Raw genomic sequence first — 15,612 nt, 5'->3', positions numbered from 1 at the left:
TAGCATAAGCTAGTAAGACCCCTTGAAGACTACAAGGTTGATAGGTCAGAGGTGTAAGTGTGGTAACATATTAAGCTGACTGATACTAATAGGTCGAGGGCTTGACCAAATAAACAAAGAAGGCAAGTATATGTGCAATTTTGAAAGAACAATCTTTCAACAATGCAAAGCATTGATAAATCTGGTGATTATGGCGTAGAGGAAACACTCCTTTCCATTCCGAACAGGACAGTTAAGCTCTATAGCGCCGATAGTACTGCATGGGGGACTGTGTGGGAGGGTAGGACGTTGCCAGGTAATATGGCTCGATAGCTCAGTCGGTAGAGCAGAGGACTGAAAATCCTCGTGTCACTGGTTCGATTCCAGTTCGAGCCACCAAGAAATTGTTTCTAGTGTTTTAGAAACAATTTTTTTTTATCTAAATGTATATATTTATATTGTTATATTATAAATATCTTGATAGAATTATAAAGAATAAATAAAAAGGAGTATGATTATGGAAAATAAGGTTTTAGCTAAAATAGACGAATTTGAAATTACAGAAAAGGATTTAAACGATATAATAAATAGATATCCAGAAGATAAGAGAGGATATTTTTCTACTGAAGAAGGAAAAAAAGCATTATTAGAACAAACAATAGGTTTTGAATTAATGAATAAATTGGGAGAAGAAATTGAATTAAACAAAACAGAAGAGTTTAAAACTGAGATGGAAAATTATGCGAAGGATTTATTAATTCGTATGACTATGAATAAAGTTTTATCAGAAGTTACAATTACAGAGAATGATGCAGAAAAATATTACAATGACAATAAAGATATGTTTAAAGAACAACCAACAGTTTCTGCAAAACATATTTTAGTTGATTCAGAAGAAAAAGCAAAAGAAATAAAAGAAGAAATTGATACTAATAAAATATCATTTGAAGAAGCAGCAAAAAAATATTCTTCTTGTCCATCAAAGGATCAAGGCGGAAACTTAGGAGTATTTGGAAAAGGTATGATGGTTCCAGAATTTGAAGAAGCAGCATTTAACTCTGAACTTAATGTAGTTAGTGAACCTGTAAAAACACAATTTGGATATCATTTAATAGTTGTAGATGCAAAAAATGATTCTAAGGTAAAAGAATATGATGAAGTTAAGGATGCAATTTTAAAACAATTAAATCAACAAGCACAAATAAAAAAATATAATGAAGTATTGAAAGAACTTGAAAGTAAACATAAAGTTGAAAGAATGTAACAATATAACTAATTAAAAAAGACCATTGCAAAAACAATGGTCTTTTTTTATACTATTTTTGGAATAATTTCAGTGAAATCTTTTATATAAAAATCTGACAATTTAGTAATTTTATCTTTATTATAATCTGAATATTTATCATATATAGCACAAACAGTCATTCCTGCAGATTTTGCACCTATAATAGCCTCATATATGTCTTCGAATACTAAGCAATTTTTTGGATCTAAAGATAATTTTTTTGCTGTTAATAAATAAATATCAGGCTTGTTTTTCCCATTATTTACTTCACTAGTTGTGGAAATTACATCAAAATAATCTATGATTTTTGTGTGTGTTAATGATGCTTTTAGAAGAATTTCAGAATTACTTGTTGCAAGGGCTATTTTTATATTCCTAGATTTTAGAAATTTCAATAATTTTAATACTCCTTGCTTTAGTGCAACTTTATTTGAATAATAAAATAGAGCGCGATTATTCCATTCTTCACAAATTTCATCAATAGAATCAGGAATATTAAAAGTATTTTTGAAATATATTGCAGTATCTTTAAAGCTTAAATGGTTTATTTTATCTTTAAGGTCCTTTGGCATAGGTATATTTAATTTATTGAAATAATCAATATCTATCTGCTCCCATATCCACATGGAATCTATTAAAGTACCATCTAAATCGAAAATTACACCTTTAATTTTATTTATCATAAACATCTCCTTATTATCATATAATTTAAGTATTAAGCAAATACTATAGTAAATAGGAATACTTTTAGGATGTGATAAGAAATGAAAATATTATTTTGTTTTTTTTATATAATTAGTATTGTAATTTGCATAGCACTTTGCAAAGCAGCTGGAAAAGAAAATAACATACACAAAAAAGATAGGTTATAAAACCTATCTTTTTGTAAAAATGGTCGGGGTGACAGGTCTCGAACCTGCGACCTCATGGTCCCAAACCATGCGCGCTACCATCTGCGCCACACCCCGCAACATTTACATTATATATTTTTTGAATTATTATGTCAAACAAAATTTAAACCAAAATATCAAATGTAAAAAAAAACTATAAAATCAATAATGTACAAAATTTTAACATTGTAAACTAAAAAACATAAAATACAATTAAAAATTAAGAATATAAACGTAGAATATTAAAGAAAAATAGAGCATAATGGATTTATATGAAGATAAAAACTTGTTAATACTTATTGAAAACCAATACATACATTAATAAAACTTTGATTAATTATTAATATAATGTTATAATTTATATTGTATTTGATACATAAGGAATAAATGATTAAAATTAAAGGTACGAGAACTAGAGAAAAAATAACAAATTGAAAGGAGGGATGGTCAGTATAGACCATTTTTAATGAAAAAAAGATTAATTGCAGCATTAGCGGGTACGTTATTTGTTACAACGTCATTATTACCTGCAATAAGTGCTAAGGCGGAGCCAACTAGCGTTGAACAAGCAAGAACACAATATGAGGAATTAAAGAAAAAAGTTGAAGATATAAATGAAAAAGTTCAAAATTTGGACAATGATATAAGTAACTTAGTTAGTCAAATGGAAGATAATAAATCTAAGATTAATGACTTAAATGATCAAATAAGTGATACAAATAATGAAATAGACCTAGTTAAAGAAGAAATTTCTGATAAAGAAGGTGTATTAGGTCAAAGACTAAGAGAAGTTTATAAATCTGGTGGACAAACTAGTTATTTATCTATTATTTTTTCTGCAGATAGTGTTAGTGATTTAATTAGCAGAATAAATTCAGCTTCAAAAATAGTTAGCTTAGATCAAAAGGTAGTTAAAGAGGTAGTTAGTACTAAGGAAGAGTTAGACAATAAGGTTGATGAATTACAATCAAAGCAAGATGAAATCGTTGCTTTAAATGAAGATATAAATAACAAAACAGCAGAGAAATCATCTAAGAAGAAAGAACAAGAAGATTTGCTTACACAGGCTAAAGAAGAGCAAAATCAATTTGATAAATTATATTTATCAGAAGAAGAAAGAAAGATAGTTTCAGGTCCTATTGCAGTATGTAATAATCAAAATAGTACAGCAACAGAACTTGCTAATGCTATATCACAATTAAGATCTTTAAGAGATAATCAAATAAAGAGTCCTACAGTAGTTAATGAAATTAATACAGCAATAGAAGCTGGTAAGACTTTAAAAGCTACTAAAGATGCAGAAGAAGCAGCAAGACAAGCTGCTGCAAATGAGAGACAACAATCTTCATCAAATAGTGCTGCAGTTAGCAGTGCTAATAGAGGAGATACTAGTAGTGTAGGTGTTACAGGATCAGGCAGTGTACAAGCATTACTTAATGAAGCTTATAAACATTTAGGAAAACAATATGTATACGGAGCTTCTGGACCAAATACATTTGATTGCTCTGGATTTACATCATACGTTTACAGAGTAGCAGCTGGAATAGAAATTGGAAGAACTACCTATGATCAACTTAATTCAGGAAGAACAGTATCTCAAAGTGAATTACAACCAGGTGATTTAGTATTCCCACATACTGGACATGTTGGAATATATGTTGGTGGAGGTATGATGATTCATGCACCACAAACTGGTGATGTTGTAAAAGTTGCACCAGTATATAGATTTTATACTGCAAGAAGAATATTTAATTAAGAATATTAAGAACATACTAAAAAGAGCTATCAATATGTTGGTAGTTCTTTTTTTATATGATAGTTTGTTATTATAATAGTATTAAGGTATAATATTATTTGATTTTATTATAAAAGTAGATTGGAGATTTTTATGAATTTAGTATATGATGATGAATCTATAGATGATTTACAACTTAATAATTTAAAAATTATACAAAAAAGAGATGGATTTAAGTTTGGAATAGATGCTGTTTTATTATCATATTTTGCAAATGTAAAAAGAAAATTTGAAGTAATTGACTTATGTACTGGAACTGGTATTATACCATTTTTACTTATGGGAAAATATAATCCTAAAAAAATTATTGGGTTAGAAATACAAGAAGAAATGGTTGAAATGGCTAATAGAAGTTCAAAATATAATGGCTTAGAAGATAAAATTAGCTTTATTAATATGGATTTAAGAGATATTGATAAAATTAAAGAACTTGGTAGATTTGATGTGTTAACTGTAAATCCGCCATACAAGTTAAGTAATTCTGGAATTGTAAACCCAGAAGACAATTTAGCTATTGCACGTCATGAAATAAAGTGCAAATTAGAAAATGTTATATCTGCAGCTAGAATTTTGTTAAAAGATAATGGAAGGATGTTTATGGTTCACAGGCCAGATAGATTAGTTGATATTCTTACATTAATGAGACAGTATAAAATAGAACCTAAAAGAATACAAATGGTTCAGCCTAGTATAGAAAAAGCCCCCAATATTGTTTTGATTGAGGGACAGCGTGATGGTGGAACATTTTTAAAATGGGAAAAGCCTATTTATGTTTATGATGAATATGGAAATTATAGTGATGAAATAAATACAATATACGGTAGGAAGTGATAAGGATGGCTAATGGCAAATTATATTTAGTTCCAACACCCATAGGAAATCTTAAGGATATTACCCTTAGAGCCCTTGAAGTTTTGAGAGAATGTGATATTATTGCAGCAGAAGATACAAGACAAACATTAAAATTATTAAATCATTTTGAGATAAGGAAGCCACTGGTAAGTTATCATAAATATAATGAACAAGGGAAAAGCTGTGATATTATTGCAAAAATTAAAGAGGGCAGTCGTGTAGCACTTGTAACTGATGCTGGTACGCCTGGAATTTCAGATCCGGGGGCTGTAATTGTGAAAAAGTGCATTGAAGAAAATATTTCATTTGAAGTATTGCCAGGAGCAACTGCAATTACTACAGCTTTGGTTTATTCAGGATTAGATACTACAAGATTTCTTTTTAGAGGGTTTATTTCTAGAGATTCAAAAGAGAGAAATCAATTAATTGAGGATATAAAAAATGTGCAAGATAGTATAATAATATATGAATCTCCCTATAGGCTTATTAGTACACTTTCTCTACTTTATGAGAATTTAGGTAATAGAAAAATAGCTGTATGTAGAGAATTAACAAAACTACATGAACAAATAGTTAGAGGTGATATTTTACATGTTATTAATTACTTCAAGGAAAATGGGGTTAAGGGAGAAATTGTGATTGTAATTTCTGGGAAAACCCAAGAAGAAATTAGACAGGAAAAAGAAAATATGTGGAATTATTTATCTATAGAAGATCATTTAAGAAAAGTTATTTCTGAAGGAAATAGTAAAAAAGATGCAATTAAAATAGTATGTAAAGAAAGAGGACTTAGTAAAAAAGATGTATATAAACATTCATTAGAATTATAATTTAGATAAAAAGAGCTACAATTTATTAATTGTAGCTCCTAATTTTAATACATTAAAAATTTGGGGGATTTTTATATGTATTATTCGCTTGCTTTCATTTCAGCTAAGCAATTTTTACAGATGTTCTTTCCTTTGTAGTTAATAATATCCCTTGCGTCACCGCAGAAAATACATGCTGGTTCATATTTCTTTAATATGATTTGTTCACCATCTACATAGATTTCTAAAGCATCTTTTTCTGCTATGTCTAAAGTTCTTCTTAGTTCGATAGGAATTACTATTCTTCCTAGTTCGTCTACTCTTCTTACTACACCTGTTGATTTCATAATTGTTCCTCCTTGTTTTACATCTTTCGACATGTTACATTGCTATGCTACCAAAATTGTAATATAAAGTCAACATAAAAATGCAAAAAATTAAAAAAAGTATAAGTTTTTTTAAAAAATTAGCTTATATATAAAATATACTACCATATATTACTAATGTCAATAGTTTATAATTATTTTTTTGTTAAAAAATAATGTACAAAGTTCTATATATATGTACATATGGATATTTATTAATTATAAATTTACAATGTACAAAAAATATACAAAAAGCAACAAAAGATTTTAATATTTACCTTAATAGTTAAAGAGTGTCGAATGGTATTAAATTCATGCTAAGATTATCAATGTAACTTGTAATAAGTTTTTTCGTACTATATAATATAATAAAAGAATAAAAAATGAAGGTGATAAAATATGGAGGAACATTTTGATATCAATTACATAAAGAAATTAGTAAGAGATATGTCAGAAAATAATATGGTCTTATATGAAGATTTGCCACAGTACGATTTGTTTTTATCACAAGTCATTGACTTTTTGAATGATAAATTCACCGAGGATAAATATACTAATAATATAGTTCAAAATTATATAAAAAGTTCAGTTATATCTAAGCCTGAGGATGGAAAAAAAAGAGGATATACTAAACTACATTTAGTTCAGCTTGTGCTTTTAAGTTATATGAGACCTATACTTACAACAGATGAAATTAAAAAAGTATTTAGCTTAGCATTTAATGAAATAAATGACAGAGAAGATGATATTATTTCTTGGGAAACTGCATATAAATTGTTTGCTGATATTCAAAAGCAAAGTTATGATTCATTTTTAGGTAATCCTATTGGAGATGAAGAAAAATTAAATGAGATGATTAAGGGATTAAATCTTGATGAAAAAGATCAAGATAGAATAAGAGTGTTTATATTAGTTATTTCATTAGTAGCTCAAGCAAGTGTTATTAAAAAATTAGTAAAGAAGATAGCAAGAGAATACGAAGCTAAATAATATACATATAAAAATACTATTATAAAACATAATAGTATTTGTGCTATCTTATAAAATAATACAGTATAATATTATATTGTAAAACATTTATAAGGATAATGGTGAAAAAATGAAGAAAAAAAATACAAATTTAACCAAGATGGATATGTTAGTTCATTTATTAGTTAAAGTTAATAACGATGATATTTTTGCATTGGCATCACAATTAGCCTACTATTTAGCATTGTCATTTTTCCCATTTATTATTTTTCTTACTAACTTAATAAGTTTTACAAATATAGATTCTAATGCGGCTATTAATGGACTTCAGAGTATTTTACCACAAAGTGTGTGGGAATTAACTAGTAGTATCGTAAAAGAAGTGTTGGATTCTCAAAGTCAAGGATTGTTATGGTTTTCAATTATTCTTGCAATATGGACTTCATCGTCTGGATTTAGAGCCGTAATAAAGGTTATAAATAAAGCATATGATGTAGATGTAAAAGAACAAAAGTCATTTATCACAATCACTATAAGTGCATACATATGGACTCTAGTTTTAGGATTGACAATATTAGGAGCACTTTTGCTATTAGTATTTGGTGATATAATAGGCAAGTACCTAATTTCTGTATTACCTTTTAAACATATAGTATTGATTATTTGGGATGTATTACGTAATGGATTAAGTATTGTTATATTGATTTTTGTATTTGCAAGTATGTACAAATATACAGTATCACTTAAACTTAGGTGGAGAGATGTATTACCTGGTGCTATTGTAAGTTCCATAGGTTGGGTTGCAGTTTCATACATGTTTGCATTTTATATAAATAATTTCGCTAATTATTCTAGATTTTATGGTAGTTTGGCGACTGTTTTTGTACTTATGATATGGCTTTTTTTAACTGCCATTATTTTTCTGTTTGGAGTAGAGATTAATTCTGTAATTATGAAAAATTCTACTAAAAATTAATTTGTAGCTTGAATAAATATGAGCTAGTTGGTAATACTCATTAATGGATATTTAATGAGAGGTGAAAAATTATGAATAAAATAATTTTACTTGGTAGAATAACAAGGGATCCAGAATTAAAAAAGACAGAAAGTACAGGTACTAGTTATGTGAAATTTGATATAGCTGTGGATAGAAGGTATAAATCAAGTGAATCTAATTCTGATGTAGATTTTATCCCTATAGTTGCATGGTCTAAACAAGCTGAGGTTATATGTAAGTATTTAAAAAAGGGTGATTGTATAACATTAAGTGGTAGATTGAGTGTTAATAATTACTTAGACAAAGAGGGTAATAAAAAGTATAGTACTAATGTAGTTTTAGAAGAATTCAGATTTATAAGTACATCAAGTAAAAACTCTACTGCATCATAAATTTTATGTTGAAAAGACAAATTAATTTAAATAGTTAATTTGTCTTTTTTTATCAATAAATCAAAGATTCAAATAACTGAATTTTTTAAAATAACATTTCTATTAGGAAGAAAACGTACACAAAAAATATAAGAAAAAAAACTTTTATCAATATATAGATATTATTCTACAAAACAAACTAATATTTATAGAAAAAATGTTCAAAAAAGTATTTTATACTGCAAATATCGTTTCCTTTTTTTTTAGTTAATTAATTACTATAGTTTATTTTGTCACTATTTAAAAGAAAAAAAATGAAATTATGAACATAATGTGACATTTTTTAAAACAAAACAATGTTAAAATTTACACGTTGTTAATAAATGATTAACAACTGGGAGGAGAAGGTATAAAAATGTTATTAGAGAGTTTAGAATTTAAAAAAGAAATTAATGGAATGGATACTAGGTATATGTACAAAATTATTGAAACGGATTATAGGGGGAATTCAGCATATGGAATATCTGTTTCAAGAGAATATATAAAAGACAATAAGGTTATAGATGTATATGAAGATAGCATAAAGTATATATCACCTATAAAAGATAAAGTAAAGGTATTATTAGAAACTTTATATAAGGGACAAGTTTCACCAATACATCTTGTTGATATTGCTGGTGAATATGTAGATAATTGTGTTAATGATTTTTGCAAATTAGATAAAATAGCAGGATAAACTATTTATTATGGTAATATATAAGTATATAAAAATTATATATTGCAGGTGATAAATATGATAAGTGGTATTGGTACAGATATCGTACAAATAGTAAGAATAAAGAAAGCAATTATTAATACACAGTCTTTTAAAGAAAAAGCATTTACAAAAAATGAAATAGAGTATTTTGATTTGAAAAAAGATAATTATGAAACCATAGCAGGAACTTTTGCAGCAAAGGAAGCAATTTCAAAAGCTTTAGGTACAGGATTTAGGGGATTTGGTTTAAGAGATATAGAAATTAGTCATAATAAATTAGGAAAACCAATAGCTTGTTTGAGTGATAAGATTTTAGAAAAATTTGATTTGAAAAATTATGCTATTCATATAAGCATATCTCATACAAGTGATGAAGCTATAGCTTTTGCAATTTTGGAAGGGGGTAAATAAAATGGAAGTTGTATCTGTTGCTACTGCTAAAATCATTGATAAATGCGCTATTAATGAGTTTCAAATACCTAGTATTGTGCTAATGGAAGCTGCTGCTCATGAAATATTTACAAACATAAAACATATGAGAGGTAATTTTCACATTTTTTGTGGTGAAGGAAATAATGGTGGTGATGGTTTAGCTGTAGCAAGAAAACTTTTAGCTGATAATAAAAATGTAAAAATATATATTGTAGGTAGTGGGTTAAAAAGAACAGAAGAGTTTACTGCAAATTTTAACATCATACAAAAATTAACTAATGATATTATTTTTATTAAAGAACAAAAAGATATAAAAAGTGAAATTTTCGAATTAATTAAAGATGATGATATAATATTAGACTGTATTTTTGGGGCAGGATTAAATCGAACCATTAATGATTTTAGATATGAGGTTATAGATAAGATAAATAATTGTAACGGAAAAATAATTTCTGTTGATATTCCTTCAGGACTAAACGGTGATACAGGACAACCTGAAGGAATTAGCATCAAGGCATATATGACTTTAACTATAGAAAATTATAAAAAGGGTTTTTTAAAAAAAGATGCAGATAGATATCTAGGTATTATAAGGGTTGTAGGTATTGGAATACCAAATATAGTGAAAAAATTACATAATGATGGTATCTATGTGTTAGATAAAAAAGAATATAGAAATAAATTGCCTGTTAGGAGTGCATATGGCCATAAAGGAAATTATGGAAGGGTTCTTGTGCTAGCAGGAAGTTTAGGGTTGACAGGTGCAGCATATTTGTCAAGTATGTCAGCAGTGGCAACAGGATCTGGACTTGTTACACTATTAGTTCCAGATACTATTCAAGAAATTCTATCTAATAAATTGGTAGAGGTAATGACTGTAAACTATAAGGAAGAAAATAAAATAAAAAAACTTATAAAAAACGCTGATGTTATAGCTTGTGGACCAGGATTATCCCAAAGTCAAGAAAGCATAAATATGCTTGAAAGATGCATAGTAGATAGCAAATGTAGCATTGTTTTAGATGCTGATGCAATAAATATATTAAGTAATAAAAATTATTTGTTCAAGTATTTAGAAAATAGATGTATAATTACTCCACACTTTGGCGAATTTTCGAGACTTGCTCATATAGATATTAGTGATATTGAGAAAAATTCTATTGAATATTGTTCTAAGTATTCTAAGAAAAAATCAATAATTACAGTTTTGAAGGGGCATAATACTGTCATATCAGATGGAACTAGTGCTGTTATTAATAGAACTGGAAACAGTAAAATGGCATCTGGAGGCATGGGAGATACATTAACAGGTATAATTGCATCTCTTGTTGGACAAAGTATAAATTTATATGATAGTGCAATTTTAGGATGTTATATTCATGGACTTGCAGGAGAAATAAGTGGCAAAAATAAGTATTCTGTAAAAGCCACAGATTTAATAGAATATATTCCTAAGGTTATGAAAGACATAATTTCCGATTGAGTTATATAATTTAGAATAAAATTATCTTTAAAGTAATAGTAGTATTAGTAAAATAAATACTACTATAGCTTTGGAGGTAATATGAAGAAAGTTAGAAAAGTGATAATAATTTTAATTAGTATACCCGTGGTGTCAATTGTTTTAATACTAATATTAAGATATAAGCTTTTCCCTAGTAATGAAGAGATAATAAGAAGTATTAAGAATACTAATGGTTATGTAACTGATGTTGAATATACAATAATTAATGCTAAGAATAATTATACAGAGGAAGCTACGATAAATTATACTAAGGGGATAAATACGAGAATACAATTTAAAAACAATATAGAAAAAAATTATAATGATGATGGTACAATAACTATTAATTATAATAACTATCAATATAATACTAATTATAATAATGATATTGTATATTCATTAGCAATTGTTAATAAAGTTATGAACTCTAGTGACGAAGATTCTGTAGCTGATTTAAAAAGCATAACAGAAGAAAGAGACGAATGGGGAGAAAAAGAATATTTAGTTTTGAAGTATTGTGTAAATAATACTAACAGGAATGTAAATAATATTTGCTTATATATTAATAAAAAAGATAAAATTCCTGTTGTAATGAAAGTATATGATTATGAGAATAGAGAGAGAGCTATTATTGTTTATAAAAGTTTTAAATATATAAAATAGTTATATAATATAACATTAATAAAAGATAAAATAAAGCCGAAATTAATTATTTATACACTTTTAATGCAAGATACATAGCATAAAAGAAAATATAACAAGTATTTTTTTACAAATGTTCACAAAAATAAATAATTTGTAAAATATTATTTTTTGCCTTTGACATGGTGACACTACTTGAAATATAATTTAATAAAGATTAGCTTTAATTAAAACTCTTTTTACTTTGGAGGAGATAGTTATGTCATCATTAAATAATAATATATCAAAAAATAATTCATTGAATGAAAAAAATTGTAAATTAAATTGCGATAATTTAATAGAATATAACGAGGGGAAAAATAATAGGGATTTTTATGAAAAAAATTTCTTCGAAAAAATGAAAAAAGGTTATATAGAAATGGCTGAAATAAATTTGCAACTTGCAAGAGAAAGTGAAATTCTTGATATTAGTAATTATGAAACATGGCTTAGCGGAGAGTGATTTGTCAAATGACGACTATGGTGGTAAAAAGAGGCGATATCTTTTATGCGGATTTAAGTCCGGTTATTGGTTCAGAACAAGGGGGAATTAGGCCGGTTATTATAATGCAAAATGATATTGGAAATAAATATAGCCCAACAGTAATTGTTGCGGCAATAACATCTCAGATAAATAAAGCAAAATTACCAACTCATGTAGAAATATCTTCTGAAGAATATGGATTGAATAGAGATTCTGTTGTTTTGTTAGAGCAAATAAGGACATTAGATAAAAGAAGACTTAAAGAAAGAATTGGACATATGACAGAAAGTGATATGAAAAAAGTAAATAAAGCTTTATTGATTAGTTTGAGCTTAGTATAGAGTATTGAAGCCTACAATGTTAAAAAATATTGTAGGCTTATTTTTATAAATAGCGTATTCTTATGCAATAAAAGTATATCACATTTACAAAAAGTATATACTTCTAAAAATGTTTACATTAAAAAGTAGACATAAATACCAATAGTTATATAGTACAAAGAATAAAAAGTATGATAAAATGGAATTACAAGTTTAAGAAGACTATAATTAAATCTATATGTTATATTATCTAGGAGGAAAGATATGAAAAAAAGTAAGGAAGAGTTAATGAAAATTTCTAGCCAAATAAGAAAAGACATTGTAGAAATGTTAACTGAATCAGCGTCAGGACATCCAGGTGGTTCTTTATCAGCTGCTGATATAGTAACAACATTATTTTTTAATGAATTAAATATTGATCCAAAAGATCCTAAGAATCCAGATAGAGATAGATTCGTTTTATCAAAAGGTCATGCTGCACCAGTATTATATAGTGCTCTTGCAAGAAGAGGATTTTTTGATCCTAAAGAATTAATGACATTAAGAAAAATACATTCAAAATTACAAGGACATCCTAACATGAATGATGTTCCTGGAATTGATATGTCAACAGGATCATTAGGACAGGGTATATCAGCTGCAGTAGGAATGGCGTTAGCAGGAAAAACGGATAAAAAGAATTATAGAGTATATGCAATATTAGGTGATGGTGAATTAGAAGAAGGTCAAGTATGGGAAGCTGCTATGGCTGGAGCTCATTATAAATTAGATAATTTGACAATTTTTATAGATTTTAATGGATTACAAATAGATGGTGATATTACAAAGGTAATGAATCCAACTCCAATAGACAAAAAATTTGAAGCATTTGGATGGAATGTGTTAGTTATTGATGGACATAATTATGATGAAATATTAGATGCTATTGAAAAGGCTAAAAACTTCAAAGGTAAACCAACTGCAGTTGTATGTAAAACTGTAAAGGGAAAAGGTGTTTCATTTATGGAAAATGAAGCTTCATGGCATGGAACAGCACCAAGTAAAGAACAACGTGATATAGCAATTAAAGAATTAGGAGGCAATGAATAATGGGAAATAAGATGGCGACTAGAGAAGCTTATGGAAAGGCTTTAGTAGAACTTGCAAAAAATAATAAAGATGTTGTAGTTTTAGATGCAGACTTATCTAAATCAACTAAGACAGCTGAATTTCAAAAAGTTGCACCAGAAAGATTCTTTGATATGGGAATTGCAGAAGCTAACATGATGGGTGTGGCTGCTGGTATGTCTACTTGTGGTAAAATACCATTTGTAAGTTCATTTGCAATGTTTGCAGCTGGAAGAGCATTTGAACAAATAAGAAATTCAATATGTTATCCAAAATTAAATGTTAAAATTTGTGCTACTCATGCAGGATTAACAGTTGGTGAAGATGGAGCTACTCACCAATCTGTAGAAGATTTATCATTAATGAGAAGCATACCTAACATGACAGTAATTAATCCTTCAGATGATGTGGAAACTATAGCTGCTATAAATGCTGTAGCAAATATGCAAGGGCCTTGCTATGTAAGACTTGGAAGAATGGCTGTAGATACAGTAAATGTAAATGCAGATTATAAATTTGAAATTGGAAAGGGAATACAATTATCAGATGGTGATGATGTAACTATAATTGCAACAGGAATAATGGTTCAAGCAGCTCTTGAAGCTAAAGATATTCTAAAAAAAGAAGGTATAAATGCTAGAGTTATTAATATTCATACATTAAAACCAATTGATAAAGAAATCATTCTAAAGGCTGCTAAAGAAACAGGAGTAATTGTAACAGCAGAAGAGCACAGTATAATAGGTGGTCTTGGTAGCACAGTTTCAGAAGTTGTTTGTGAAGAAATGCCAGTAGCAGTGTTAAAAGTAGGAATAAATGACGTATTTGGTGAAAGTGGTAAACCTGCTGACTTATTAAAAGCTTATGGTTTAACTGCTAATGATATTGTAAGCAAGGTAAAGGATGCATTAAAGTTAAAAAAATAGTAGTTGATAATATAACTAATTAATAGAAAATAGGGGATGCCTTTTTAGGCATGCCCCTTTTTAGTTAAATTATTAAAGTATGTATATTTTTATTAATGAATAACAAAATAAGAATAATAGCAAATAGACATTTTAGGAAAGGCTGGATTGTAAATGAGTAAAGATACATTTAAGGAAAGTATATTTATTATTATTGGAGTTATTATTACAGCTATTGGCGTAGAGTATTTTTATGCACCCAATAATATTGCAGCTGGTGGTATATCAGGCCTTGCAATAGTACTAAATAGTTATATGCCTAATTTTGGAATAGGTGTAATATCCCTTGTTTTAAATATTATAATATTTACAATTGGATATATAATATTAGGAAAGGAATTTGGATTAAAATCAATAATTACTGGTATTGGTTTTTCTGTAGTAATATGGATCATTGAAAGCTTTTTTGAACCTTTTGCTATAACAGATGATTTAATGCTTGCTACTATATTTGGAACAGTAATATCTGCATTTGGAATAGCTTTAGTTTTTAATAATAATTCATCTACTGGGGGGACTGATATAATTGCAAAAATTTTGAACAAATATATACATATAAATTTAGGAATGTCATTACTTATTGTAGATATGTTTATAACAGTATTATGCATAATAAGATTTGGGTTAAATATTGGAATGTATGCATTATTAAGTATTTTTATACTTGGTATATTGATAGATAAATTTATAGATGGATTTAATTCCTGCAAAGATGTATTTATTATTAGTGAAAAAAATGCTGAAATAAGCTATTACATAATGAATGAGTTACAAAGAGGATGTACTTATTTACAAGGCAAAGGTGCATATACAGATAAAGATTTCAAAATAATATATGCAATACTTGGAAGAAATGAATTTATAAAATTAAAATTATATATAAAGAGTGTAGATTCAAAAGCTTTTATAACAGTGAGAGAATCGCATGAAATAATAGGAGAGGGATTTAAAAAATTAGAATAGAATTTTTTAAAAAAATTTTCAAATCTTATAGCTACATATGTTATAATAAAGAATGTATGGTAGGTAGGAATGACAAATCCTACTATT

The 15,612-nt window shown here is 27.5% G+C and carries 18 protein-coding genes, 2 tRNA genes and 2 rRNA genes; 19 read left to right on the top strand and 3 right to left on the bottom strand.

From position 1 onward, the window contains the following. The 4 genes from ACTNAO_RS02335 to ACTNAO_RS02320 form a co-directional block, all read left to right on the top strand. Positions 1 to 109: ribosomal RNA gene (locus ACTNAO_RS02335) — 23S ribosomal RNA — on the top strand; the annotation flags it as partial. Between the two features lie 71 nt (positions 110 to 180). Continuing rightward, positions 181 to 297, top strand: a 5S ribosomal RNA gene (rrf, locus tag ACTNAO_RS02330). Positions 298 to 302: 5 nt separating this feature from the next. Continuing rightward, a tRNA-Phe gene (locus tag ACTNAO_RS02325) sits at positions 303 to 378 on the top strand. A gap of 118 nt (positions 379 to 496) precedes the next feature. Then, complete coding sequence (locus ACTNAO_RS02320; RefSeq protein WP_441027940.1) at positions 497 to 1,243, top strand: peptidylprolyl isomerase; 747 nt, start codon at positions 497 to 499, stop codon at positions 1,241 to 1,243. Between the two features lie 47 nt (positions 1,244 to 1,290). Here ACTNAO_RS02320 and ACTNAO_RS02315 read toward each other — a convergent pair whose 3' ends face one another. Then, positions 1,291 to 1,947 (bottom strand): HAD family hydrolase, encoded by a 657-nt coding sequence (locus tag ACTNAO_RS02315; protein ID WP_441027939.1) that lies wholly within the window; start codon positions 1,945 to 1,947, stop codon positions 1,291 to 1,293. Positions 1,948 to 2,156: 209 nt separating this feature from the next. Next, positions 2,157 to 2,232: transfer RNA gene (locus ACTNAO_RS02310), tRNA-Pro, on the bottom strand. A gap of 388 nt (positions 2,233 to 2,620) precedes the next feature. Here ACTNAO_RS02310 and ACTNAO_RS02305 point away from each other — a divergent pair. The 3 genes from ACTNAO_RS02305 to rsmI all read left to right on the top strand — a co-directional run bounded on the left by ACTNAO_RS02305 (position 2,621) and on the right by rsmI (position 5,631). Then, a complete protein-coding gene (locus tag ACTNAO_RS02305; protein ID WP_441027938.1) occupies positions 2,621 to 3,910 on the top strand; it encodes a C40 family peptidase in 1,290 nt (429 codons plus the stop codon). A gap of 132 nt (positions 3,911 to 4,042) precedes the next feature. Next, the gene (locus ACTNAO_RS02300) at positions 4,043 to 4,780 is read left to right on the top strand and encodes a tRNA1(Val) (adenine(37)-N6)-methyltransferase (protein ID WP_441027937.1); all 738 of its coding nucleotides are present in this window, start codon (positions 4,043 to 4,045) and stop codon (positions 4,778 to 4,780) included. Positions 4,781 to 4,785: 5 nt separating this feature from the next. Next, positions 4,786 to 5,631: a 16S rRNA (cytidine(1402)-2'-O)-methyltransferase gene (gene rsmI, locus ACTNAO_RS02295; RefSeq protein WP_441027936.1), complete on the top strand. Its 846-nt coding sequence runs from the start codon at positions 4,786 to 4,788 to the stop codon at positions 5,629 to 5,631. Between the two features lie 80 nt (positions 5,632 to 5,711). Here rsmI and ACTNAO_RS02290 read toward each other — a convergent pair whose 3' ends face one another. Then, positions 5,712 to 5,957, bottom strand: coding sequence for an AbrB/MazE/SpoVT family DNA-binding domain-containing protein (locus tag ACTNAO_RS02290; RefSeq protein ID WP_441027944.1), 246 nt, complete (start codon positions 5,955 to 5,957; stop codon positions 5,712 to 5,714). Positions 5,958 to 6,374: 417 nt separating this feature from the next. On the opposite strand from ACTNAO_RS02290, the gene ACTNAO_RS02285 reads away from it, so the two are divergent. The 12 genes from ACTNAO_RS02285 (at position 6,375) to ACTNAO_RS02230 (ending at position 15,525) form a co-directional block, all read left to right on the top strand. Continuing rightward, a complete protein-coding gene (locus ACTNAO_RS02285; protein WP_441027935.1) occupies positions 6,375 to 6,965 on the top strand; it encodes a DUF1836 domain-containing protein in 591 nt (196 codons plus the stop codon). 109 nt (positions 6,966 to 7,074) lie between these two features. After that, positions 7,075 to 7,920, top strand: coding sequence for a YihY/virulence factor BrkB family protein (locus ACTNAO_RS02280; RefSeq protein WP_441027934.1), 846 nt, complete (start codon positions 7,075 to 7,077; stop codon positions 7,918 to 7,920). A gap of 71 nt (positions 7,921 to 7,991) precedes the next feature. Beyond that, positions 7,992 to 8,333 carry a single-stranded DNA-binding protein gene (locus ACTNAO_RS02275; protein ID WP_441027933.1) on the top strand — a complete coding sequence of 114 codons (342 nt, stop codon included), beginning with the start codon at positions 7,992 to 7,994 and terminating at the stop codon, positions 8,331 to 8,333. A 394-nt stretch (positions 8,334 to 8,727) separates the two neighbouring features. Further along, entirely contained in the window at positions 8,728 to 9,048 is a 321-nt protein-coding gene (locus tag ACTNAO_RS02270; RefSeq protein WP_441027932.1) for a DUF6514 family protein, read from the top strand. A 57-nt stretch (positions 9,049 to 9,105) separates the two neighbouring features. Continuing rightward, positions 9,106 to 9,480 (top strand): holo-ACP synthase, encoded by a 375-nt coding sequence (acpS, locus tag ACTNAO_RS02265; protein ID WP_441027931.1) that lies wholly within the window; start codon positions 9,106 to 9,108, stop codon positions 9,478 to 9,480. 1 nt (position 9,481) lies between these two features. Beyond that, positions 9,482 to 10,984: an NAD(P)H-hydrate dehydratase gene (locus tag ACTNAO_RS02260; RefSeq protein ID WP_441027930.1), complete on the top strand. Its 1,503-nt coding sequence runs from the start codon at positions 9,482 to 9,484 to the stop codon at positions 10,982 to 10,984. Between the two features lie 81 nt (positions 10,985 to 11,065). Beyond that, the gene (locus ACTNAO_RS02255; RefSeq protein ID WP_441027929.1) at positions 11,066 to 11,668 is read left to right on the top strand and encodes a germination lipoprotein GerS-related protein; all 603 of its coding nucleotides are present in this window, start codon (positions 11,066 to 11,068) and stop codon (positions 11,666 to 11,668) included. A 238-nt stretch (positions 11,669 to 11,906) separates the two neighbouring features. Then, positions 11,907 to 12,149, top strand: coding sequence for a hypothetical protein (locus ACTNAO_RS02250; RefSeq protein ID WP_441027928.1), 243 nt, complete (start codon positions 11,907 to 11,909; stop codon positions 12,147 to 12,149). Positions 12,150 to 12,157: 8 nt separating this feature from the next. Then, positions 12,158 to 12,511: a type II toxin-antitoxin system PemK/MazF family toxin gene (locus ACTNAO_RS02245; RefSeq protein WP_441027927.1), complete on the top strand. Its 354-nt coding sequence runs from the start codon at positions 12,158 to 12,160 to the stop codon at positions 12,509 to 12,511. A gap of 243 nt (positions 12,512 to 12,754) precedes the next feature. Further along, positions 12,755 to 13,579 carry a transketolase gene (locus ACTNAO_RS02240; RefSeq protein ID WP_441027926.1) on the top strand — a complete coding sequence of 275 codons (825 nt, stop codon included), beginning with the start codon at positions 12,755 to 12,757 and terminating at the stop codon, positions 13,577 to 13,579. Beyond that, entirely contained in the window at positions 13,579 to 14,523 is a 945-nt protein-coding gene (locus tag ACTNAO_RS02235) for a transketolase family protein (protein WP_441027925.1), read from the top strand. The genes ACTNAO_RS02240 and ACTNAO_RS02235 overlap by 1 nt, the downstream gene beginning before the upstream one ends. 153 nt (positions 14,524 to 14,676) lie before the next feature. Continuing rightward, the gene (locus tag ACTNAO_RS02230) at positions 14,677 to 15,525 is read left to right on the top strand and encodes a YitT family protein (protein ID WP_441027924.1); all 849 of its coding nucleotides are present in this window, start codon (positions 14,677 to 14,679) and stop codon (positions 15,523 to 15,525) included. Positions 15,526 to 15,612 lie beyond the last annotated feature (87 nt).

The organism is Clostridium sp. HCP1S3_C6 (assembly GCF_052066735.1).
GTDB lineage: Bacteria > Bacillota > Clostridia > Clostridiales > Clostridiaceae > Clostridium.
This window is presented reverse-complemented; position numbering and strand designations above follow the sequence as displayed.